The sequence below is a fragment of the Alteriqipengyuania abyssalis genome, assembly GCF_019857185.1.
Lineage (GTDB): Bacteria > Pseudomonadota > Alphaproteobacteria > Sphingomonadales > Sphingomonadaceae > Alteriqipengyuania > Alteriqipengyuania abyssalis.
In genome coordinates this window covers 291793-312511 of record NZ_JAHWXP010000001.1, presented here as the reverse complement: position 1 = coordinate 312511, position 20719 = coordinate 291793, and the positions used below count along the sequence as shown (strand labels likewise).

Here is a 20719-nt window from a genome sequence, read left to right as displayed (position 1 = left end):
CGGGCAATGGACCGAGTGCCTTCCCATGCCGACCGGGCGCGGATCCGCGCGCTCAAGGAACGCCTCGACCGGCCGATCACCCTGGTGGGTTTGATGGGCGCGGGCAAATCGACCGTGGGCCGGCGGCTGGCCACCCTGCTGGAATGCAATTTCGTCGACGCGGACGACGCGATCGAGGATGCCGCCCGGCTTTCCATCGCAGAGATCTTCAGCGAATTCGGCGAAGAATATTTCCGCGATGGAGAGCGCCGGGTGATCGCCCGTCTGATCGAGGAAGGGCACGGCGTGATCGCGACCGGCGGCGGGGCTTTCGTCAATGCGGAAACGCGCGCGCTGGTGCTGGAAAAGGCGGTCGCGGTGTGGATCGATTGCGACATCGCCACGCTGGTCGAGCGGACCGGACGCCGCAACACGCGCCCGCTGCTGCGCGACGGCGATCCCGAGGCGATCCTCAAACGCTTGCTGGCCGAACGCGCGCCGCATTATGCGCAAGCGCAGATTCGCGTCGAGGGCCAGCAAGGCCCCCACACCCGCACCGCGTGGACGATTATCGAGGAGCTTGAGAAGTGGCTGTCGTAAACGTCGCGCTCGCCGGGCGCAGCTACGAGGTACGGGTTGGCGCAGGACTGCTCGACGACGCGATCGTTCAGGCCCGCGAGTTCATCGCGCCATGGTCAGGCCGCAAGGTGCCGGTCGTTGCCGACGCCAATGCCCGTCGGTTGCACGGCGACAGGCTGACACAGTCGCTCGCCACGAATGGCCACGCGATCGACTGGTACGAGGTCTCGCCCGGCGAAGGCTCGAAAAGCTGGGCTGAGCTAGAGCGGCTGACCGACTGGCTGCTGGCGCGCGGCGTCACCCGGTCCGATCATGTCTTCGCATTGGGCGGCGGAGTGGTCGGCGATCTGGTCGGCTTCGCCTGCGCGATCCTGAAACGCGGCTGTGGCTTCGTCCAGCTGCCGACCACGCTGCTGGCGCAGGTCGATTCGAGCGTCGGCGGCAAGACCGCGATCAATGCGAGCGCAGGCAAGAACCTGATCGGCGCGTTCCACCAGCCCTCGCTGGTGCTCGCCGACACCGCCTGCCTCGCCACCCTCCCCCAGCGAGAAATGCGCGCGGGGCTGGCGGAAGTGTTCAAATACGGGCTGTTGGGAGATGCCGAGTTCTTCGCGCGGGTCGATCAGGACAGCGCAGCGATCCTCGCCTGCGACAATGCCGTGCTGGAGCCGGTAATCGCGCATTGCGTCGGCATGAAGGCCCGGATCGTCGCGGAGGACGAGCGCGAGACGAAGGACGCCCGCGCGCTCCTGAACCTCGGTCACACCTTCGGCCACGCGCTGGAAGCGGAGACGGGCTTCGGCGACAGGCTTCTGCATGGCGAGGCGGTGGCGCTCGGCATGGTGCTGGCAGCGCGATTCTCCGCCCGCCGCGATCTGATCTCGCTGGCAGACGCGGAAAGTGTGACCGAAGCGCTGGCCCGTGCAGGCCTGCCCACCGAGATTTCCGCGCTGGGGCTCGACTGCGACGGCACAGTGCTGGCCGATCACATGCGCCACGACAAGAAGGCTGGCGGCGGCACCGTCCCCTTCATCCTGCTGCGCGCCCTCGGCGAGGCCTATGTCGCGCGCGATGTAGAGCTGGCGGACGTGGCCGCGTTCATGGACGAGCAGCTACAGGCGCATTGAGGCGCACGGCATGGAAGCCGCCTAAAACAGCCGCGAACCGTCGGGCACTGCCTTGTCGGGCGAGAACAGCACGACCTCGCCCGCCTCGTCCGCAAAGCCCAGCGTCAGCACTTCGGACATGACCGGCCCGATCTGGCGCGGCGGGAAGTTGACCACCGCCGCGACCTGCCGCCCGACGAGTTCCTCGCGCGCGTAGTTCGCGGTGATCTGCGCGCTGGTCTTCTTCACGCCGATCGCCGGCCCGAAGTCGATCTCCAGCCGGTAGGCAGGCTTGCGCGCCTCGGGAAACTCATGCGCCGCGACCACCGTGCCGACTCGAATGTCGACCTTGAGGAAGTCGTCGAACGCAATCTGCTCACCCGCAGGAGCATCGGGTTCGTGCGAGAGGTGCACTATTCCAGCTCCAGGATCACCTCGTCGACCGCGAGGCTGTCACCCTCGGCGGCGTTGATGCTGGAGATCGTGCCTTCCTTTTCGGCGCGCAGGATGTTTTCCATCTTCATCGCCTCGACCGTGGCGAGCGGCTGGCCCGGCTGGACCTCGTCACCCTCTGCCACGTGCAGTTTCACCAGCAGGCCCGGCATCGGGCAGATGAGCATCTTGGAAAGATCAGGCGGCTCCTTCTCGATCATGTGATCGAGCAGCGGGGCGAGCCGTGCGGGGACCGCAAGGCCCTTGTGCGTACGCCCACGCGTCGTCAGCGCCCAGATCGCGCTGGTTTCCCGCCGCAGCTGGATCGCGAGGTTCTCGCCATTGCCGTTGGCGGCGGCGAGGACCATGCCCGGCTGCCAGTCGGTCGTGCCGGTGATCCACTCGCCATCGACCGTGGCTCCGCCTTCGCCCAGAACGACCTCGAATGTGCGCCCGTCGATCTTGACGACCCAGTCTGAGGGCACCTTGGGCGCACCATCGAGGCGGCCAGAGATCTGCCCTTCGTGCGCCATGACCGAGCATTGCGCCCCGGCGATCAGCGCCGCGACCAGCTTCAGCCTCGGCTCGTCCACCGCTGCGCCCTGGAAGCCTTCGGGATATTCCTCGGCGATGAAGCCGGTGGTCAGCTCGCCCGAGCGGAAGCGCGGGTGCTGCATGATTGCGCTCAGGAAATCGATATTGTGGCCCGGCCCTTCGACGCGGAAGGCGTCGAGAGCTTCGACCTGCAGGTCCGCCGCGGCATCGCGGGTCGGGCCCCAGGTGATCAGCTTGGCGATCATCGGGTCGTAGAAGATCGAGACTTCGCCGCCTTCGAACACGCCGTCATCCACGCGGATGCCGCCGCCGCCCATCTCGTGCCCGCGCCGCCCGGCGGGGCCGCTTGCACCCGTCCAGCCCGGGACCGGCGGTTCGTAGCGGACCAGCCGCCCGATGCTCGGCAGGAAGTTGCGATAGGGGTCTTCGGCATAGACGCGCGTTTCGATCGACCAGCCGTCGATCCCGATGTCGTCCTGCTTGAAGGGAAGTTCTTCGCCCGCTGCGACGCGGATCATCCATTCGACCAGATCGACGCCGGTGATCGCCTCGGTCACCGGGTGTTCCACCTGCAGGCGGGTGTTCATTTCGAGGAAGTAGAAGCTCTCCCCCGTCTTGTCCGCGCCGCTGACGATCAGCTCGACAGTCCCGGCGGAGAAGTACCCGACCGCCTGCGACAGCGCGACCGCCTGCTCGCCCATTGCTTTACGCATTTCGGGCGTCACGAAGGGCGACGGCGCTTCCTCGACCACCTTTTGGTGGCGGCGCTGGATGCTGCACTCACGCTCGTTGAGGTAGAGCGTGTTGCCCTGCCTGTCGGCGAGGATCTGGATTTCGATATGGCGCGGGTCTTCGATGAACTTCTCGATGAAGACGCGGTCGTCGCCAAACGAGTTGAGGCCTTCGCGCTTGGTTGCCTCGAAGCCTTCCTCGACATCCTTGTCGTTCCACGCGAGCCGCATGCCCTTGCCGCCGCCGCCTGCCGACGCCTTCATCATCACCGGATAGCCGATCTCGTTCGAGATCTTGAGCGCTTCCTCGGTGGTGTCGATCGCGTCCTTGGAGCCGGGCACGGTGTTGACGCCCGCTTCCTTGGCCAGCTTCTTCGATTCGATCTTGTCGCCCATCGCGGCGATCGCCTTGGCCGGCGGGCCGATGAAGACGATGCCTTCCTTGTCGAGCGCTTCGACGAAGCTCGCGCGTTCGGACAGGAAGCCATAGCCCGGATGGACCGCTTCGGCCCCGGTCTGCTTGCACGCCTCGATGATCTTGTCCGCCAGCAGGTAGCTTTCGGCTGCGGGAGCGGCACCGATATGCACCGCCTCATCCGCCATCTTCACGAAGGGCGCGCGCGCATCGGCATCGGAATAGACCGCCACGGTGGCGATCCCCATCCGCTTGCACGTCTGGATGACGCGGCAGGCAATCTCACCGCGGTTGGCAATCAGGATCTTGGAAAACACTAGCCCGGAAACTCCAGATATTCACGTAGTTGCTTGGTGCGCGCCTCGGTCAGCGCGGTGAGGCAGGTCGACCGGATCAGCGGCATGATCGAACCGCCGCGATACTGGTTCGCCTCGAACGAACATTGTGCGTCGCGAAAGGTCAGCCACGCGCGTTGCGCAGCCAGCAGCTCGCGATGCTGGGTGCCGCCGCCGACATCCTTGTCGACCGACTTGGCGCGCTGCGACGCTTTCTTCCACACCGCGTTGAGCTCGCGGTCGGCGGCCTGATACTCCCGCCCTGCGCAGATGTTCATGTCCATCTGCGTCATCGCGTTTTCGCAATCGACCTGCGGCTGCGCGGCTTGCGCGCTCGCCTGGATCAGCAGCAATGCGGTCAGGATCATGGGTCCCTCTCCTCTTCTCGTGCCTTCGCATAGCCGATAAGTGCCCTAGCGTAAGCCCCCACTCCCCTGCGCTCCACCTCACCATTGAGCAAGGTTGTCAGCCCGTTGGCCAGACGGTGGATGTTCGCGGGCGAGAGCGCACCCAAGGGCGAGACGTAGATTCCGATCGTGAACAGGATCGCGCCCGTGCGCGGCAGGCGGCGCAGCGTCTGGCGTTCTGAGCGCACGAACAGCGTGGTGCCGGCGTTGTCCTGCGTCACATGCGCGAAGGCCCGTTCCGGCGGCTCGGCAACCCAGCGCATGTCTGGCGTTGCGGCGATAAACCAGTTGGCGCGGCCATAGATCGGGCCGGGCCGCAGCTTCTCCATGAAACGGTCGACCCCGCTGGCGAGCTGTTCCTCGTACCCCTGAATCGGTGCGTGGAGCGCACGCAACGGCAGCCCCATCTTGTCGGCAGGCGTCCAATCAGATGGCCACGCGACTGCCGCCCCGACCAGGCGATAATGCTCCTCGTCTTCGCGGCGGGTGAGCAGGCACATATCCTCGTGATGCGCGTGGGCCGCCTCGGCGAGCCCGCCCGACACGCCCAACCCCGTGGCAAGCTCGCGCCCCGCCGCTTCGCCCTCGGGCGTCAGCTGGATGCCCTCGGGGAATTGCGCAAAACCTTCCGCACGCGCAGCCAGGTCTGGATCGGGCTGGAGCCAATCGTTCCCGCCCAGCTTCACCAGCCCCATCTTGAGCTGCCCGCCGCCGCGCGCACGGGGCAGCAGCTCGTCGACGGAGAAGCCGAGCGACAAGGCCTAGCCCGCGCAGTCCACGGTGAAGCCCCACTCCGCATCGAACTCCGCTCCGGTGGGAAAGAGGAACTGGAGCGCCTGCGGGGTCAGCACGTGATAGGCGGTCGCGTGGGTCAGATCGTCGCGGGGCAGCAGACATGCCTTGTCGCCAGCGGCCTCTGCCACCAGCCGCGTGCCCTTCTCGGTCATCGGGCCTTCATTGGAAAAGCTCAGCAGGATCGGCCCCCGCCGGCGCCCGTCCTTCACCACAGCCGCCGCCGATTTGCCGAGCGCGACGTCATGCCACCACAGGCTCGGGTCGATCGCGGCATATTTGTCGAACAGACCCGGCTCGATCAGCCAGGTCTCGGCAATGAACAGTCCCGCGAGCGATTCGCCCATCACCGCATCTTCGCCGCTGGTGCGATAGTTGGCTTCGACCAGCGGCTTCACCTTGTTCCGGATAAAGGCGCGAAACGTCGCCGCGTCACCTGCTGTGGGAAAGAGCTTTCGCTCTTCGGCGTTTCCCTTGTCACCGATCAGCTCGGCGCGGCGATCGTCGGTCTGGATACCGACCACGATGACCGGCTGCGAACGGCCCCACAGCGCATTGAGCGCGGTCGTGCCGACGACGTGGAGGAAATCCTGATCCAGCCCGCCGTCGATCAGGTAGAGCACCGGATAAGCATCCGCGCTCTCCGCATATCCGCTGGGCACATAGATGTTGATCCTCCGCTCATCGCCCTCGGCATAATCGAGGTAATAGGTCGTTCCGATGGTGATCGGTACCGCATCTTGGGGGACCGGCTGTTGCGCCAGCAGCCCCCCGGGGAGCAGCAGGGCAGCGAGGGCGAGCAGCATCTTCATTCCGCAGGCTCCGCCACCTTGCAGGCGCGCGCGGGCTCCTCCTGCATCAGCGGGGTCAGCCCCAGCTTGGCGAACAGCGCGCCGTCGCTGTCGTCGCCCGCATTGGGCGCGGTCAGCAGCTTGTCGCCGGTGAAGATCGAGTTCGCGCCCGCGAGGAAGCACAGCGCCTGCGTGGCCTCGCTCATGCTTTCGCGGCCCGCGGAGAGCCGCACCATGCTCATCGGCATGGTGATCCGCGCCACCGCGACGGTGCGGACGAATTCGATATCGTCGATCTTGGCCAGAGGAGTATCGGCCAGCATGTCGCCCAACACCGTGCCCTTGACCGGCACCAGCGCATTGACCGGCACGCTCTCGGGATGCTTCTCCAGCGTGGCGAGCGTGTGGACGAAGCCAACGCGATCCTCGCGCGTCTCGCCCATTCCGACGATCCCGCCACTGCACACGTTGATCCCCGCATCGCGCACGTTCTGCAGCGTGTCGAGCCGGTCCTGATAGTTACGGGTAGAGATCACGCGCTCGTAATATTCGGGCCCGGTGTCGACATTGTGATTGTAGTAGTCGAGCCCCGCCTCTTTCAGCATGTCCGCCTGTTTCGGCGTCAGCATGCCCAGCGTCATGCAGGTCTCCAGCCCCATTTCGCGCACGCCCTTCACGATCTCGATAATCGCGGGCATGTCGCGGTCCTTGGGGTTGCGCCACGCGGCGCCCATGCAGAACCGCTGGCTGCCAGCATCCTTCGCCTGCGCCGCGGTTTGCAGCACGGCGCGCACATCCATCAGCTTGGTCGCCTCGACGCCGCTGTCGGCCTTCACCGACTGCGAGCAATAACCGCAATCCTCCGGACACCCGCCGGTTTTGATGCTGAGCAGCGTGCACAGCTGGACCTGTTCGGGCGGATGGTTCTCGCGGTGAACGCTCGCCGCCTGAAACAGCAGTTCGGTGAAGGGAAGGTCGAACAGCCCTGCGATTTCCTCGCGGGTCCAGTCGGTGCGGATGTCGGTCATACGGGTTTCCTGGCAAGGTAGAGGCCCACGGCCATCACGGCGATGCCCAGTATGCGCTTGGGCGTCAACGAGCTCTGGATCGCGCCGAGCAGGCCGAAATGGTCGATGGTCGCAGCCGCGATGAGCTGGCCGGTTAGAACGAAGAAGATCGCGTTGCCCAGCCCGATCCTGGGCGCGGAGAACGCAATCGCGGTCGCATAGAACAACATGAAGACCGAGGCGCCATAGAGCCACGGCCTGTCGAGCGTGAAGTCCGACGCGCTCGGGAAGCCGACGAAGGCGAGCACGGTCGTCGAGATGACCAGACCGATGCCGAAGGTGACTGCGGTTGCGGCAATAGGGCTGCCGAGCTGCTGGTTCAGCCCGGCATTGAGAGACGCGAAGACGGGAATGCCCAGCCCTGCGGCGAACATCATCGCGGCGATCGGCAGGAAGCTCGCACCGCTTTGGGGGGCGCTCATTGTGCGGCCTCGCAGGTCGAGTGGGTGCGGGTCCTGGTCACTTCGATACCTCGAATCTGGAGTGAACTCGTTTCGTCACCCCCGCGCAGGCGGGGGTCCCGCTTTTTTCCGAGTCTTACAAAAGAAGAAGCGGGACCCCGGATCAAGTCCGGGGTGACGGAAAAAGAGAAATCACTCCCTTCCCTTGCCCTTCGCCACATAGCCGATGCAGTCGCAGCCCTTCACCGCGCAGGCGAGGTCGCCGTCGCCGCCGGCGTGGTGCGTGCCCCGCGGGTGGCCGCAATGGATGCAATCGGCTGACATCCCGCCCTCAGCCCGCAGCGGCCAGCGCCTGGTCGAGGTCGGCCTTGATATCCTCGATATTCTCGATCCCGACCGACACGCGGACCACGTCCGGCCCCGCGCCCGCCGCGATAAGCTCGGTTTCGCCCAGCTGGCTGTGCGTGGTCGAGGCGGGGTGGATGATCAGCGAGCGGGTGTCGCCGATATTGGCGAGGTGGCTCAACAGCTTCACGTTGGAAACCAGCGCCCGGCCCGCCTCGTAACCGCCCTTCAGCCCGAAGGTGAACACCGCGCCTCCGCGCCCGCCGAGATACTTGTTGGCGAGGCTGTGATAGTCGCTGTCCCGCAGCCCGGCGTAGGAAACCCACGCGACCTTCTCGTGCCCCTTGAGCCATTCGGCCAGCTCCAGCGCGTTGTCGCAATGCCGGTCCATCCGCAGGTGCAGCGTTTCCATGCCGGTCAGCGCGAGGAAGGCGTTCATCGGCGCGAGCGCGGGGCCGAGATCGCGCAGGCCCAGCACGCGGCAGGCGATGATGAAGGCGATCGGGCCGACCGGCTCCAGCGCGTCGACCAGCACCGCACCGTGGTACGATCCGTTGGGCCGGGTGAGCGCGGCGAACTTGTCGCCTTGCGCCTTCCAGTCGAACTTGCCGCTGTCGACGATCACGCCGCCGACCGCATTGCCATGCCCGTTGAGGAACTTGGTGGTCGAGTGGGTGACGATGTCCGCACCGAAATCGAACGGCCTGCACAGCGCAGGCGTCGCCATGGTGTTGTCCACGATCAGCGGCACACCGCCCGCGTGGGCGACGTCCGCAATCGCGGAAATATCGCTGACCACGCCGCCCGGATTGGCGAGGCTTTCGATGAAGACGCAGCGCGTCTTGTCGTCCATCGCGGCGCGGATGTTCTCGGGGTCGTCGGCATCGACGAAGCGGGTTTCCCAACCGAACTTGAGAAACGCCTCGCCCATCTGGTTGAGCGATCCGCCATACAGCTTCCTCGCCGCGACGATATTGCACCCCGGCTCCATCAGTGTGTGGAACGCGATCAGCTGCGCGGCATGGCCAGACGCGACGCCCAGCGCGCCGACGCCGCCTTCCAGCGCCGCGACTTTCTTCTCCAGCGCGTCGTTGGTGGGGTTCATGATCCGCGAATAGATGTTCCCGAATTCGGAGAGCGAGAACAGGTTGGCCGCGTGATCCGGGCTGTCGAACACATAGCTCGCCGTCTGGTAGATCGGCGTGATCCGTGCGTTCGTGGTCGGATCGGGCTCGCACCCGGCGTGGACGGCAAGGGTTTCCGGGTGGAGATCGGTCATCGAGAGAGTTCCGTTTGGTCGGTGTGGGTAGGTGCTGAGGGGAGCGCTATTGTGAGGCTTGGCGGGTCGAGTGGGGGCGAGTTGGTCTCAACGATCGCACGCAGCACTTGCAGATTTCGAAATCCGACGAGCGAACCAAATGCAGAATGGAAGTCCGATTATGGCCGCAACGGCACCGTGAAAAATGAGCTCGAACCAGAAGCGTGCATGGCTATCCCAAGAGATGATGTTCAAGTCGTAGAGGTACGGCCAAAGCAGCCCGTACGCGAGCGTGATCAGAAGATTTACAGCGATGAAGAACGCCAATCCGAGAGCGATGAGCCTGTTCATTCAGCAACCTCCTCTACTTCGTCACCCCCGCGCAGGCGGGGGTCCCGCTTCCCTTGCAAATGCAATGAAGGAGAAGCGGGACCCCGGATCAAGTCCGGGGTGACGAGGGAGGCGAAGATCACTCCGCCGCCTCGTCCAGCTCGTCATCGGGCGGGGGCATGTTGTGGCCGAGGAGGCGCAGCATATCCGCCGCGCATTCGACCACGTTGGAGCCGGGGCCGTAGATGCCTTGCACGCCTGCATCGCGCAGGAACTGATAGTCGCTCTGCGGGATCACCCCACCGGCGGTCACTTTGATATCGGCGCGGCCCGCGTCCTTGAGCAGCCGGATCAGCTCAGGGATCAGCGTCTTGTGGCCCGCCGCGAGCGAAGACGCGCCGATCGCGTCGACACCCTCGGCCAGCGCCATTTCGAGCGTTTCCTGCGGGGTCTGGAACAGCGGACCGCTGACCACGTCGAAACCCATGTCGGCGAAGGCACTCGCGATCACGTTGGCGCCGCGATCGTGGCCGTCCTGGCCCATCTTGGCGATCATGATCTTGGGCTTGCGGCCCAGCCGCTGCTCGACCGCGTCGACACCCTGGACGACCTGCTGGTAGCGGTTATCCGCAGCATAGGCCTTGGAATAGACGCCCTTCACCGGGGTCGGCTTGGTGTCGTAGCGGCCGAAGACGTCTTCCATCGCGCTGGAAATCTCGCCCAGCGTCGCGTCGTGACGCGCGGCCTCCACCGCGAGTGCCAGCAGGTTGCCTTCCTTCTGGCCCGCGCCGCGTGCGAGCGCATCGAGCGCGGCCTGGCAGGCCATTTCGTCGCGCTGTGAGCGAACCTTCTCCAGCCGCGCGATCTGCGACTGGCGGACCTTGTGGTTGTCGATATCGAGCGTCTCGATCTCGTCTTCCTTGTCGCGCCGGTACTTGTTGACGCCGACGATCACCGTCTCGCCGCGGTCGACATTGGTCTGCTTTTCCGCAGCCGCCTGTTCGATCCGCCGCTTGGGTTCACCCGTGGCGACGAACTTGGTCATCCCGCCCGCCGCGTCGACCTCGTCGATGATCTTCTTCGCTTCTTCGACCAGCTTGGCGGTCAGCGCCTCGACATAATACGAACCGCCCAGCGGATCGGCGACGTTGGTGATGCCGGTCTCTTCCTCCAGCACCAGCTGCGTGTTGCGCGCGATGCGGGCGGAGAAGTCGGTCGGCAGCGCGATGGCTTCATCGAGCGCGTTGGTGTGGAGCGACTGCGTGCCGCCCAGCACCGCCGCCATCGCCTCGATCGTGGTGCGGATGACGTTGTTGTACGGGTCCTGCTCCTGCAGAGACACGCCCGAGGTCTGGCAGTGCGTGCGCAGCATCTTGGACTTGGGGTCCTTCGCGCCCAGCCCTTCCATCACGTCGTGCCACAATGCACGCGCCGCGCGCATCTTGGCGATCTCCATGAAGAAGTTCATCCCGATGCCCCAGAAGAACGAAAGGCGCGGAGCGAAGGCGTCGATATCGAGCCCGGTATCCATCGCCCGCTGGGCGTATTCCTTGCCGTCGGCGATGGTGAAAGCGAGCTCCTGCACCGCCGTCGCGCCAGCTTCGTGCATGTGATAGCCCGAAATCGAGATGCTGTTGAAGCGCGGCATATGGTCGGAGGTGTAGGCGATGATGTCGCTCACGATCCGCATGCTCGGCTCGGGCGGGTAGATATAGGTGTTGCGGACCATGAACTCCTTGAGGATGTCGTTCTGGATGGTCCCGGAAAGCTTGTCCTGCGACACGCCCGAGCGCTCCGCCGCAACGATGTAAAACGCCAGCACGGGGATCACCGCGCCGTTCATCGTCATCGACACGCTCATCGTGTCGAGCGGGATCTGGTCGAACAGGATCTGCATGTCCGCCACGGTGTCGATCGCGACGCCCGCTTTGCCGACATCGCCGACCACGCGCGGGTGGTCGCTGTCATAGCCCCGGTGCGTGGCGAGATCGAACGCAACGCTCAGTCCCTTCTGCCCGGCGGCGAGGTTGCGGCGGTAGAAGGCGTTCGATTCCTCGGCGGTGGAGAAGCCCGCATACTGGCGGATGGTCCACGGACGGCCGGTGTACATGCTGGCATAGGGCCCGCGCGTGAAGGGCTCGAAACCGGGCAGGCCGGGATCGATGCCCTGCGTATCTTCCGCCGTGTAGAGCGGCTTCACATCGAAGCCTTCCAGCGTGTGCCAGGTCAGGTCGCGGCCCTTCACTTCCTTGTCGGCCTTGGCGTGCCAGTCAGCGTAGGTTGCCGTGGGGGTCGGGGTCTTGTCGGTCATAATTCCACTCAGGCTTGTGCACTTGGTCGGGCGGACACACGCTGGTGCCAGTCGCGCAGGTTTTCGCAATCCTGCGGCATTCCACAACCTATGAAATCTGCGAAATCGGCGGTGGTCAGCAGCAGTATGTCGGCCACGGTGTAACCATCCGTGGCGAGGAAGTCCCGCCCTGCGAGCGACTGGTCGAAGAAACGGAACGCGTCGGCGACGCGGGGCCGGTTGGCCTCGCCCCACGCCTCGTTCCGGCCGGGCAGCGCGGCGGTGAAGCGATGCGTGTGGACCCACACCGCGCCCACTGCGGTCATCAGGTTCATCTCGACCCGGCGGCTCCACATCTCGACCTGCGCGCTTCCCAGCGGGGTCGTGCCGAACAGCGGCGGTTCTGGATGCAGCCCTTCGAGATAGCGCATGATCGCGACGCTTTCGGCGATCACGGTGCCATCGTCGAGCTCGAGGATCGGCGTCTGCCCGCGCGGGTTCTTCGCGAGAAAATCGGGCGCTTTCTGCTCGCGCTGCGGGATCGAGACCTGCCTGGAGGGTAGCTCGATGCCCTTCTCCGCTGCAAAAATGCGCACGCGGCGCGGATTGGGTGCGGGCATGGCGCTGTCGTAGAAAAGCATCGGCATCCTCTCCTTATCCCTCTCCCCGTGCGGGGAGAGGATAGCAAAGCCCGGTCGCGAAGCGGCCTGGCGACGCTTGGAGAGGGGCGTACAGCGTTCGACGCGTCGACCTCCCCTCTCCCAACCCTCTCCCCACATGGGGAGAGGGCTATCGGGTCAGTTCGACCAGTGCGCGCCCTCCTTGGGCGTCTCCATGATCTCGGTCAGCTGGCCCATCATGTCCTTGGGGTGGAGGAAGAAAATCGGCGTGCCGTGCGCGCCGATGCGCGTGGGGCCGAGGATGCGCTTGCCCTTCCCCTCGAACCACTCGCGCGCAGCCTCGATGTCTTCCACCTCGTAGCAGACATGGTGCTGGCCGCCGGCGGGGTTCTTGGCGAGGAAGCCGTTGATCGGGCTCGCCTCGTCGAACGGCTCGATCAGCTCGATCTGCGTGCCCTTGCCGACCTCCCCCGCGGCGTCGGGCGTATCGACGAAGCAGACCTTCACGCCCTGTTCGGGCAGGTCGAACGGCTCGTTGATCCGCACCGCGCCCATCGTGTCGCGGTAATAGGCAATGGAGTCCGCGATCGAAGGCGTCGCGACGCCGATATGATTGAGACGGCCGAGTTTCATGCGTCTGCTCCTGTCAATTCGTCATGCTGAACTTGTTTCAGCATCCAGTCTTCCTCCTGCAATGCCCGCGCGTTCCCGCGGCTGGACCCTGAAACAAGTTCAGGGTGACACAAAATCTCAAACCACGTCGCCTCGTAATGACGCTTGAGACGGCCGACTTTCAATCGCCTGCTTCCTTGCGCAGAATGGTCATCCGACAAGACCCCTCGTCCGAAGGTGCGCCGATATCAAAATCCTGATGAATCCCGTCAAAGTGATCGCGAGCCAGCAGGCGCAAAATTTGTGAAACCAAATGTTTGAGGCCGTCATCGTCGCCCTCGATATGGATTTCGCCACGATCCGAGACGAAGTGCTTGAGGAGGAAATCAGCAGCTTCCTCAGAATCATCAGCGTCAAGTTTGTTCGCCAGCGCAAGAAGTTCTGAACGCTCCATCACAGCGGGATATTATCGTGCTTCTTCCACGGGTTGCTCAGCTCCTTCCCGCGCAGCTTGCGCAGTCCCAGCGCGATCCGTCGCCGCGTCGAGTGCGGGTAGATGACCTCGTCGATATAACCGCGTGAGGCGGCGACGAAGGGGTTGGCGAAGCGGTCTTCGTATTCCTTGGTCTTCTCGGCGATCTTTTCGGGATCGTCGCGGTCCTGGCGGAAGATGATCTCCACCGCGCCCTTGGCGCCCATCACCGCGATCTCGGCAGTCGGCCACGCGTAGTTGAGGTCGCCGCGCAGGTGTTTGGACGCCATCACGTCGTACGCGCCGCCATAGGCCTTGCGGGTGATGACGGTGATCTTGGGCACGGTCGCCTCGGCATAGGCGAACAGCAGCTTGGCGCCGTGCTTGATGATGCCGCCCAGTTCCTGGCTGGTGCCGGGGAGGAAGCCGGGCACGTCGACGAAAGTCACGATCGGAATGTCGAACGCATCGCAGAAGCGCACGAAGCGCGCGGCTTTCTTGGAGGAATTGATGTCGAGCACGCCCGCCAGCACCATCGGCTGGTTGGCGACGACGCCCACGGTGCGGCCCTCCACGCGTCCGAAGCCGCAGATGATGTTGCCCGCATGCTTGGGCTGGATCTCGAAGAAGTCGCCATCGTCGAGCGTCTTCGAAATCACCTCGTGCATGTCGTAGGGCTGGTTGGCATTGTCGGGGATCAGCGTGTCGAGGCTGTCCTCGCGCCGGTCCCACGGGTCGTTGCTCGGCATTTCGGGCACCGGCTCGCGGTTCGACAGCGGGAGGAAGTCGAAGAAGCGGCGCGTGGCCATCAGCGTTTCGATGTCGTTCTCGAACGCGTCGTCGGCCACAGATGTCTTGGTGGTGTGCGTCACCGCCCCGCCCAGCTCTTCCTGCGTGACGACTTCGTTGGTGACGGTCTTCACCACCTCGGGCCCGGTGACGAACATGTAGGAGCTGTCCTTCACCATGAAGATGAAGTCGGTCATCGCGGGGCTGTAAACCGCGCCGCCCGCGCACGGCCCCATGATGACGCTGATCTGCGGGATGACGCCGCTGGCGAGCACGTTGCGCTGGAACACCTCGGCATAGCCGCCGAGGCTGGCCACGCCTTCCTGAATACGCGCGCCGCCCGAATCGTTGAGGCCGATCACCGGCGCGCCGACCTTCATCGCGGTGTCCATCACCTTGCAGATCTTCTCCGCATGGCGCTTCGACAACGACCCACCGAAGACGGTGAAATCCTGGCTGAAGACGTAGACCAGCCGCCCATTGATCGTGCCCGACCCGGTGACGACGCCGTCGCCCATGATCTGCTGGTCTTCCATGCCGAAATCGGTGCAGTCGTGGACCACGTAGGTGTCGAGCTCCTCGAAGCTCCCCTCGTCCAGCAGCACGTCCAAGCGCTCGCGCGCGGTCAGCTTGCCCTTGGCATGCTGTGCATCGATCCGCTTCTGACCCCCGCCCATGCGGGCGGCCTCACGGCGCTTTTCCATTTCGGCAATATTGGCTGACATACGCGCGTGCGCTCCCTGTAATCCGCTTTGCCCAAGCGGTTAGGCATGGAGGTGACGCAGCGTCAAGCTGGGCGGCCCCGCAAGGCCGCTTCCCTGTCGAAACAGACAGTTCGATGAAGGAAGCGGACTTGCGGGCCGGATCAGCGCATAAGGACCAGTTCTTCGGCCATGGTCGGGTGGATGGCGACGGTCGAATCGAAGTCCGCCTTGGTCAGGCCGGCCTTCACCGCGATCGCGGCGGCCTGCATCATTTCGGGCGCTTCGGGCGCGATCATGTGGATGCCGACGATCCGGCCGGAATCGCCGTCGCAGACCATCTTCATCAGGCTGCGCTCGTTCCGGCCCGCGAGCACGTTCTTCATCGGGCGGAAGTCCGACAGGTAGACCTTCACGCTGCCCAGCTGGTTCTTCGCCTCACCCTCGGTCATCCCGACGGCGGCGATGGGCGGGTGGCTGAACACCGCGCTGGGGACGCAGGAATGGTCGACCGCGACGGGCTCTCCGCCGCCGAACACGGTATCGGCAAAGGCCTGCCCCTCGCGGATCGCGACCGGGGTCAGCTGCACACGGTCGGTCACGTCGCCTACGGCGTAGATGTGGTCGACATTGGTCTTGCTGAACCGGTCGACCTTGATCTCGCCGCCCTCGCCCAGCTCGACCCCGGCGTTTTCCAGCCCAAGCCCTTCTGTGTTGGGAATGCGGCCAACGGCGAACATCACCAGATCCGCCTTTTCCTCGTCGCAATCGGACAGCTTCACGAAATAGCCGCCTTCATCGCACGGCTTGATATATTCGAAGTGCGTGTTGAAGCGGAACTTGATCCCCTTCATCGTGCTGATCTGCAACAGACGGTCACGCACCGCTTCGTCATAGCTGCGCAGCAGCCGGTCGCCGCGGTTGACGATGTGAACATCGCAGCCGAACTCGTTGAAAATGCCCGCGAACTCGTTGGCGATATAGCCGCCGCCGGCGATGATGATCTTCTTGGGCAGCTCGTCGAGATGGAACGCCTCGTTGGACGAGATCGCGTGTTCCGCGCCCTCGCATTCGGGCATCCGGGGCCGTGCGCCGGTGGCGATCAGGATGTGCTTTGCGGTGACCTTCCGCCCGCTCGCCAGAGTAATCTCGTGCGGGCCGGTGATTTCGGCGCGTTCCTTGAAGATCTCCACGTCATGGCTTTCAAGCGTGTTGGTATAAGCCCCCTCGATCCGGGTGACGTCCTCCAGCACGTTGTCGCGCAAGGTTTTCCAGTCGAACTTGCGCTCGCCGATGTCCCAGCCAAAGCGCTGGCAGTCTTCCAGATCCTCGGCAAAATGCGCGCCGTAGACGAGCATTTTCTTGGGCACGCAGCCCCGGATCACGCAGGTGCCGCCGACCCGGTGCTCTTCGGCCACCGCGACCTTGGCGCCATGCGCCGCGCTGACCCGCGATGCGCGGACCCCGCCGGAGCCTGCGCCGATGGTGAAGAGGTCGTAATCATATTGGGTGTCGGGCATGTGCGCTCCTGCTTGCAAGAGCGCGGGATATGGCCCTGCGGATGGCGATTGCCAACCGGCAGCGTCCTGCGTTTGCCTATCGGGGGTATCGAACCGGCGGTTCTTCGAGCGCCAGCTTGCGCGCGGTGGAGGCGGTCTGTGCCGCAAACAGGCCGATCAGCAGCACGCCGACTGCCCCCACGAACATGTCGAACCCCGTGAACACGCCGATCAGCGGGGTCGGCCCCAGCACGATCATGGCAAGCGTCAGCCCGATCAGGATCAGCCGCAGCTCGGTCGGCCCGGCCTTGAGATAGGACAGGCGCAGTTCGCCCATCACCCTGACCGAGAGAAACGCGTGGATCGACATCAGCAAATACCCCGCCAGTGCCACCAGCGCGACCTCGAGCTGGACATAGCCAGAGGCGCCCAGCCCCAGCACGACCAGCGTGGTCGCCAGCCCATCGCAGCTATGGTCGAGGAAATAGCCGTAACGTGGCCGCTCGATCCCGCGAAAGCGCGCCAGACTCCCGTCGAGCGAGTCGCCGAACCAGTGGACCACGTATCCGGCGATGGACAGCCACAGCCACCCATCGCCAAGATTGCTGGCGGCATAGCCGGCAAAGATCGCCAGCGCGCCGGCCATCCCGGCGAAGGTCAGCATGTCGGGCGTCACCCACCGGGGCATGCGCGCGCACAGCCGGTTGAGCAACCACCGCTCCCCGCGTGCGAGCATGTTCTGCTGCACGCGCTCGATCGGCTGCGCGTCGGGGGGAAGCGATTTATTGGTCGAATTCACTGAGGTCATCCAAGCAGTGTATCAGCCTGCCTTGCGGCGCGTGCAAGCGTCGCGCTTTTAGCCCTGCCCGCCCGAACGCTGACCGCCTGAGCGGTTGTTGCGGCGACGCTGGCCGCCACCCGGGCCGCCACGGCCCTGACCGGCGCCCTGTGGCTTGCCCTTGCGCGCGGGATGCTTGGCCTTGGGCTTGCGCGCACCGTCGCCGATCGGACGGGGCTTCACGCGCTGGCCGCGCTGCTGCTTGGGCGCAGGCTTGGTCGGGCCGACGCCTTCCACAACCGCGCGGAAATTGTCCGGCAGCGGCAGACGCTCGAACTCGGCATCGGTCGTCTTGCGGATATCCTTCAGGTACTGCCGCTCATCCTCGGCGCAGAAGGCGATGGCGATGCCGTCGGCTCCCGCACGCGCGGTCCGCCCGATGCGGTGCACATATTGCTCGGGCACGTTGGGCAGTTCGTAGTTGATGACGTGGCTGACGCCGGGGATGTCGATCCCGCGCGCGGCGACATCGGTCGCCACCAGCACCGGGGTCTTCGCCCGCTTGAACTCGTCGAGCGCACGTTCACGCTGCGGCTGGCTCTTGTTGCCGTGGATCGCGTTGGCGGGGATGCCGACCTGCGCCAGCTTCTTCACCACACGGTCGCAGCCATGCTTGGTCCGCGCGAAGACGAGGACACGCTCCAGCTTGCCGGGGATTTCATGGCGACCCGACAGGATCAGTTCGAGCAGACTCTGCTTCTCGTCCTGCTGGACCATGAACAGGAACTGCTCGATCCGCTCCGCCGTGGTGCTTTCGGGCGTGACCGAAACCTGCGCCGGGTTGCGGCAATACTGGCTGACCAGATCCTTGATCGCCTTGGGCATGGTCGCGCTGAAGAACAGCGTCTGGCGGTCCTTCGGCGTCAGTTCGTTGATCTTGCGCAGCGCGTGGATGAAGCCGAGGTCCAGCATCTGGTCCGCTTCGTCGAGCACCAGGATCTCGACCTTGTCGAGCGTGAAGGCGCGCTGGTCGATCAGGTCGAGCAGGCGGCCCGGCGTCGCGACGAGGATGTCGGTCCCGCGGTGCAGCTTGTTACGGTCCTTGTTGACCGAGGTGCCGCCGACGATCGACTGCACCTTGAGGCCCGCGAGCGCGCCGTAATCCTTGGCGCTCTGGGCGATCTGCCCGGCCAGTTCGCGCGTCGGCGCGAGCACCAGCATGCGGCACGACTTGAACGGGGTCTGATTCTCGGCCTCGCGCAGACGATCGATGCTGGGCAGCATGAACGCGGCGGTCTTGCCGGTGCCGGTCTGCGCAATGCCGAGCAGGTCGCGGCCTTCGAGAACGGGGGGAATGGCCTGCGCCTGGATCGGCGTGGGCTCGGTATAGCCCTTCATGTCGAGGGCCTGGAGAACGGGCTGCGACAGCCCGAGGTCGGTGAACTTGGTCATGTGAGGTATGTGACTCGCATTAAATGCGTTTCGCGCCGCACACCCGATACAAACGGAGTCCGCGCGCGATCGCAGGGGTTGTAACCGCCCGCGTGAAAAGGGAAGTCTGGAAATAATCGAGGCGCTGCCGGGGCCGCTCGCATCGCGCGGCGGACGCTTCACGCTGGCAGTTGCGCTTCGGTCTTGCGGCAGATGGTGCATCGCGGCAAAAAAGTCAATCGAAGACGTTGCCCGCGCGAAACGCTCGCGCTGGCACCGCGTTGAAGGGTCGAGACGCATCGAGGGAGGCGGGAGCCATCGGATCCATCACCGACAGCATCGAGAACACGGTAGAGCAAAGCGCCGGTCTGCTTGCCGATCCGCTCCACGCGGCGCTCGCCGCGGGCATTGCGGTGGCCGCAGCACTGGGCCTGCACGCCCTGCTGTTTTTCGTGCTGCGCCGGATCGCGCGCCGGACCGACCAGTCGAGCGACGATATCGTGGTGCGGCACCTTTACCGCCCCACCCGTCTCGCCATCGTGGTCCTCGCGCTGATGGGCGCGGCGCGCTACGTGCCGGAATTGCGCGAGGTGTGGGCCGACATCGCCACCTTCGTGCTGCCCGCCGTGGTCGGCTGGATGGTGCTGGCGATCGTGCGCGCGCTGGTCGAGGCGGCGAAGCTGAAGGCCGATATTTCGGTCGCGGATAACCTCAAGGCCCGCCGCAAGCGCACCAAGCTGACGATGTTCAACCGTATCGCGACCTTCATCATCGTGTTCGTCACCGTGGGCCTGATGCTGCTGGCGATCCCCGGCGTGCGCGATATCGGGGTGACGCTGGTGGCCTCTGCCGGGCTCGCGGGCCTCGCCGTGGGCGCCGCTGCGCAGCCTGCGCTCAAATCGCTGATCGCGGGCGTACAGATGGCGCTGACCGAGCCGATCAATATTGACGATGCCGTGGTGCTCGAAGGCGAATGGGGCTGGATCGAGGATATCCGCACGACCTACGTCGTGGTGAAGATCTGGGACGAGCGGCGGCTGGTGGTGCCGACCAGCTATTTCCTCGAAAAACCCTTCCAGAACTGGACCAAGCAGACCGCCAACCTGCTGGGCACGGTGTTCCTCCATCTCGACCCCAAAGCCAAGATCGGCCCGATCCGCGAGGAGTTCTTCCGGCAGGTCGAAGCGAACGAGCGCTGGGACGGCCGCGTGAAGGTGGTGCAGGTCACCGACACCACGCGCGATTCCAAGGAAGTGCGCCTGCTGATGAGCGCGAAGAACTCGCCCACTTTGTTCGACCTTCGCTGCGATATCCGCGAAGGCATGATGGAGTGGCTGGCGGACAACCGGCCGCAGGATTTCGCCACATTGCGGCTGGTGGAGGCGGCGGACGCGGAAGAAGGCGCCTAGGCGGCGGCCTTGCGCCCGAACGGCCCGTTCAGCTTCACGATCTTCCAGTTGAGGATCGCCGCGAAGCTGACCCACACCAGATAGGGCACGATCATCCAGCTCGCCGCGACCGACCATTCGCGCAGGAAAATGGTCAGCGCGAGGACGGAGAGCCACAGGAACGGCACTTCGATCAGCGCCCAGTCGGGCCGCTTGGCGGTGAAGAACAGCGGCGACCAGAGGAAATGGAACAGCCCGTTGGCAAGGTAGAGGCCGATCAGCAGCGGGCGATCCCCCTCGGGTGCGCCGTTCCAGCCGAGCACAAAGGCCCATGCGGCCAGCGCGAGGATGATCGTCCACGCCGGGCCGAACAGCCAGTCGGGCGGCTGCCAGCTGGGCTTTTCGAGGTTGTGATACCACTCGCCGATCGTGGTCAGCAGCCCACCGCCGCCAGCAAGGATCAGCGCCCAGACGACGGCGAAGATGATCGGGAAGGTCATGGGCATGACGCTACGCCCGCGCGGGGTGCGTGGCAATCGCGCTATCTTTGGCGCAGCGCGTGTGATTGAAAGTTTGCAGGGCCAGAAAAGTCCCAAACTGAATGAGGAACGAGACG

General features: G+C 64.9%; 22 protein-coding genes. 3 read left to right on the top strand and 19 right to left on the bottom strand.

Annotated features, from left to right (window positions below):
• Positions 1-6 precede the first annotated feature (6 nt).
• Entirely contained in the window at positions 7-579 is a 573-nt protein-coding gene (locus KYN89_RS01480; protein WP_222823485.1) for a shikimate kinase, read from the top strand.
• Positions 567-1685, top strand: a complete 1119-nt coding sequence (aroB, locus tag KYN89_RS01475) for a 3-dehydroquinate synthase (RefSeq protein WP_222823484.1) — start codon at positions 567-569, stop codon at positions 1683-1685. The genes KYN89_RS01480 and aroB overlap by 13 nt, the downstream gene beginning before the upstream one ends.
• A 21-nt stretch (positions 1686-1706) precedes the next feature.
• Here the strand turns inward: aroB and KYN89_RS01470 are convergent, their stop codons facing one another.
• From KYN89_RS01470 to KYN89_RS01390, 18 genes are all read right to left on the bottom strand, one after another.
• Positions 1707-2078, bottom strand: coding sequence for a tRNA-binding protein (locus KYN89_RS01470; protein WP_010237290.1), 372 nt, complete (start codon positions 2076-2078; stop codon positions 1707-1709).
• Positions 2078-4114: an acetyl-CoA carboxylase biotin carboxylase subunit gene (locus tag KYN89_RS01465; RefSeq protein WP_222823483.1), complete on the bottom strand. Its 2037-nt coding sequence runs from the start codon at positions 4112-4114 to the stop codon at positions 2078-2080. The genes KYN89_RS01470 and KYN89_RS01465 overlap by 1 nt, the downstream gene beginning before the upstream one ends.
• The gene (locus KYN89_RS01460) at positions 4114-4500 is read right to left on the bottom strand and encodes a lysozyme inhibitor LprI family protein (protein WP_222823482.1); all 387 of its coding nucleotides are present in this window, start codon (positions 4498-4500) and stop codon (positions 4114-4116) included. The genes KYN89_RS01465 and KYN89_RS01460 overlap by 1 nt, the downstream gene beginning before the upstream one ends.
• A complete protein-coding gene (locus KYN89_RS01455; RefSeq protein ID WP_222823481.1) occupies positions 4497-5297 on the bottom strand; it encodes a heme-dependent oxidative N-demethylase family protein in 801 nt (266 codons plus the stop codon). The genes KYN89_RS01460 and KYN89_RS01455 overlap by 4 nt, the downstream gene beginning before the upstream one ends.
• 3 nt (positions 5298-5300) lie before the next feature.
• Positions 5301-6143 (bottom strand): alpha/beta hydrolase, encoded by an 843-nt coding sequence (locus tag KYN89_RS01450; RefSeq protein WP_248284937.1) that lies wholly within the window; start codon positions 6141-6143, stop codon positions 5301-5303.
• Positions 6140-7150, bottom strand: coding sequence for a biotin synthase BioB (bioB, locus tag KYN89_RS01445; RefSeq protein WP_222823480.1), 1011 nt, complete (start codon positions 7148-7150; stop codon positions 6140-6142). Before bioB ends, KYN89_RS01450 begins: the two co-directional genes overlap by 4 nt.
• Positions 7147-7611, bottom strand: a complete 465-nt coding sequence (locus KYN89_RS01440) for a DMT family transporter (RefSeq protein WP_222823479.1) — start codon at positions 7609-7611, stop codon at positions 7147-7149. Before KYN89_RS01440 ends, bioB begins: the two co-directional genes overlap by 4 nt.
• A 171-nt stretch (positions 7612-7782) precedes the next feature.
• Positions 7783-7914 (bottom strand): hypothetical protein, encoded by a 132-nt coding sequence (locus KYN89_RS15420; RefSeq protein WP_283248497.1) that lies wholly within the window; start codon positions 7912-7914, stop codon positions 7783-7785.
• A gap of 7 nt (positions 7915-7921) precedes the next feature.
• A complete protein-coding gene (locus KYN89_RS01435; RefSeq protein WP_222823478.1) occupies positions 7922-9214 on the bottom strand; it encodes an O-acetylhomoserine aminocarboxypropyltransferase in 1293 nt (430 codons plus the stop codon).
• Between the two features lie 87 nt (positions 9215-9301).
• A complete protein-coding gene (locus KYN89_RS01430; protein WP_054524076.1) occupies positions 9302-9544 on the bottom strand; it encodes a hypothetical protein in 243 nt (80 codons plus the stop codon).
• Positions 9545-9662: 118 nt separating this feature from the next.
• Positions 9663-11834 (bottom strand): methylmalonyl-CoA mutase, encoded by a 2172-nt coding sequence (gene scpA / locus KYN89_RS01425; protein WP_222823477.1) that lies wholly within the window; start codon positions 11832-11834, stop codon positions 9663-9665.
• Between the two features lie 8 nt (positions 11835-11842).
• Positions 11843-12454: a glutathione S-transferase family protein gene (locus KYN89_RS01420; RefSeq protein WP_222823476.1), complete on the bottom strand. Its 612-nt coding sequence runs from the start codon at positions 12452-12454 to the stop codon at positions 11843-11845.
• Positions 12455-12610: 156 nt separating this feature from the next.
• Positions 12611-13066, bottom strand: coding sequence for a methylmalonyl-CoA epimerase (mce, locus tag KYN89_RS01415; protein ID WP_222823475.1), 456 nt, complete (start codon positions 13064-13066; stop codon positions 12611-12613).
• Between the two features lie 160 nt (positions 13067-13226).
• Positions 13227-13499 carry a hypothetical protein gene (locus tag KYN89_RS01410; protein WP_222823474.1) on the bottom strand — a complete coding sequence of 91 codons (273 nt, stop codon included), beginning with the start codon at positions 13497-13499 and terminating at the stop codon, positions 13227-13229.
• A complete protein-coding gene (locus KYN89_RS01405; protein ID WP_222823473.1) occupies positions 13499-15031 on the bottom strand; it encodes an acyl-CoA carboxylase subunit beta in 1533 nt (510 codons plus the stop codon). Before KYN89_RS01405 ends, KYN89_RS01410 begins: the two co-directional genes overlap by 1 nt.
• A 140-nt stretch (positions 15032-15171) precedes the next feature.
• Positions 15172-16527, bottom strand: a complete 1356-nt coding sequence (gene gorA, locus KYN89_RS01400; RefSeq protein WP_222823472.1) for a glutathione-disulfide reductase — start codon at positions 16525-16527, stop codon at positions 15172-15174.
• A gap of 76 nt (positions 16528-16603) precedes the next feature.
• Complete coding sequence (locus KYN89_RS01395) at positions 16604-17314, bottom strand: CDP-alcohol phosphatidyltransferase family protein (RefSeq protein WP_222823471.1); 711 nt, start codon at positions 17312-17314, stop codon at positions 16604-16606.
• A gap of 48 nt (positions 17315-17362) precedes the next feature.
• Positions 17363-18736, bottom strand: coding sequence for a DEAD/DEAH box helicase (locus tag KYN89_RS01390; RefSeq protein WP_222823470.1), 1374 nt, complete (start codon positions 18734-18736; stop codon positions 17363-17365).
• A gap of 260 nt (positions 18737-18996) precedes the next feature.
• Here KYN89_RS01390 and KYN89_RS01385 point away from each other — a divergent pair, with 260 nt between their 5' ends.
• Entirely contained in the window at positions 18997-20124 is a 1128-nt protein-coding gene (locus KYN89_RS01385; protein ID WP_222823469.1) for a mechanosensitive ion channel family protein, read from the top strand.
• On the opposite strand, the gene KYN89_RS01380 is transcribed toward KYN89_RS01385, so the two are convergent.
• Complete coding sequence (locus KYN89_RS01380) at positions 20121-20603, bottom strand: TspO/MBR family protein (protein WP_222823468.1); 483 nt, start codon at positions 20601-20603, stop codon at positions 20121-20123. The genes KYN89_RS01385 and KYN89_RS01380 overlap by 4 nt on opposite strands.
• Between the last annotated feature and the right edge of the window lie 116 nt (positions 20604-20719).

Excerpts from the sequence above, each read along its gene's own strand:
- KYN89_RS01390 (WP_222823470.1), bottom strand. The coding sequence starts at position 18,736 with ATGACCAAGTTCACCGACCTCGGGCTGTCGCAGCCCGTTCTCCAGGCC.
- bioB (WP_222823480.1), bottom strand. The coding sequence starts at position 7,150 with ATGACCGACATCCGCACCGACTGGACCCGCGAGGAAATCGCAGGGCTG.
- gorA (WP_222823472.1), bottom strand. The coding sequence starts at position 16,527 with ATGCCCGACACCCAATATGATTACGACCTCTTCACCATCGGCGCAGGC.
- KYN89_RS01430 (WP_054524076.1), bottom strand. The coding sequence starts at position 9,544 with ATGAACAGGCTCATCGCTCTCGGATTGGCGTTCTTCATCGCTGTAAAT.
- KYN89_RS01435 (WP_222823478.1), bottom strand. The coding sequence starts at position 9,214 with ATGACCGATCTCCACCCGGAAACCCTTGCCGTCCACGCCGGGTGCGAG.
- KYN89_RS01380 (WP_222823468.1), bottom strand. The coding sequence starts at position 20,603 with ATGACCTTCCCGATCATCTTCGCCGTCGTCTGGGCGCTGATCCTTGCT.
- scpA (WP_222823477.1), bottom strand. The coding sequence starts at position 11,834 with ATGACCGACAAGACCCCGACCCCCACGGCAACCTACGCTGACTGGCAC.
- KYN89_RS15420 (WP_283248497.1), bottom strand. The coding sequence starts at position 7,914 with ATGTCAGCCGATTGCATCCATTGCGGCCACCCGCGGGGCACGCACCAC.
- mce (WP_222823475.1), bottom strand. The coding sequence starts at position 13,066 with ATGAAACTCGGCCGTCTCAATCATATCGGCGTCGCGACGCCTTCGATC.
- KYN89_RS01450 (WP_248284937.1), bottom strand. The coding sequence starts at position 6,143 with ATGAAGATGCTGCTCGCCCTCGCTGCCCTGCTGCTCCCCGGGGGGCTG.
- KYN89_RS01420 (WP_222823476.1), bottom strand. The coding sequence starts at position 12,454 with ATGCTTTTCTACGACAGCGCCATGCCCGCACCCAATCCGCGCCGCGTG.
- KYN89_RS01410 (WP_222823474.1), bottom strand. The coding sequence starts at position 13,499 with ATGGAGCGTTCAGAACTTCTTGCGCTGGCGAACAAACTTGACGCTGAT.
- KYN89_RS01460 (WP_222823482.1), bottom strand. The coding sequence starts at position 4,500 with ATGATCCTGACCGCATTGCTGCTGATCCAGGCGAGCGCGCAAGCCGCG.
- KYN89_RS01395 (WP_222823471.1), bottom strand. The coding sequence starts at position 17,314 with ATGACCTCAGTGAATTCGACCAATAAATCGCTTCCCCCCGACGCGCAG.
- KYN89_RS01405 (WP_222823473.1), bottom strand. The coding sequence starts at position 15,031 with ATGTCAGCCAATATTGCCGAAATGGAAAAGCGCCGTGAGGCCGCCCGC.
- KYN89_RS01440 (WP_222823479.1), bottom strand. The coding sequence starts at position 7,611 with ATGAGCGCCCCCCAAAGCGGTGCGAGCTTCCTGCCGATCGCCGCGATG.
- KYN89_RS01480 (WP_222823485.1), top strand. The coding sequence starts at position 7 with ATGGACCGAGTGCCTTCCCATGCCGACCGGGCGCGGATCCGCGCGCTC.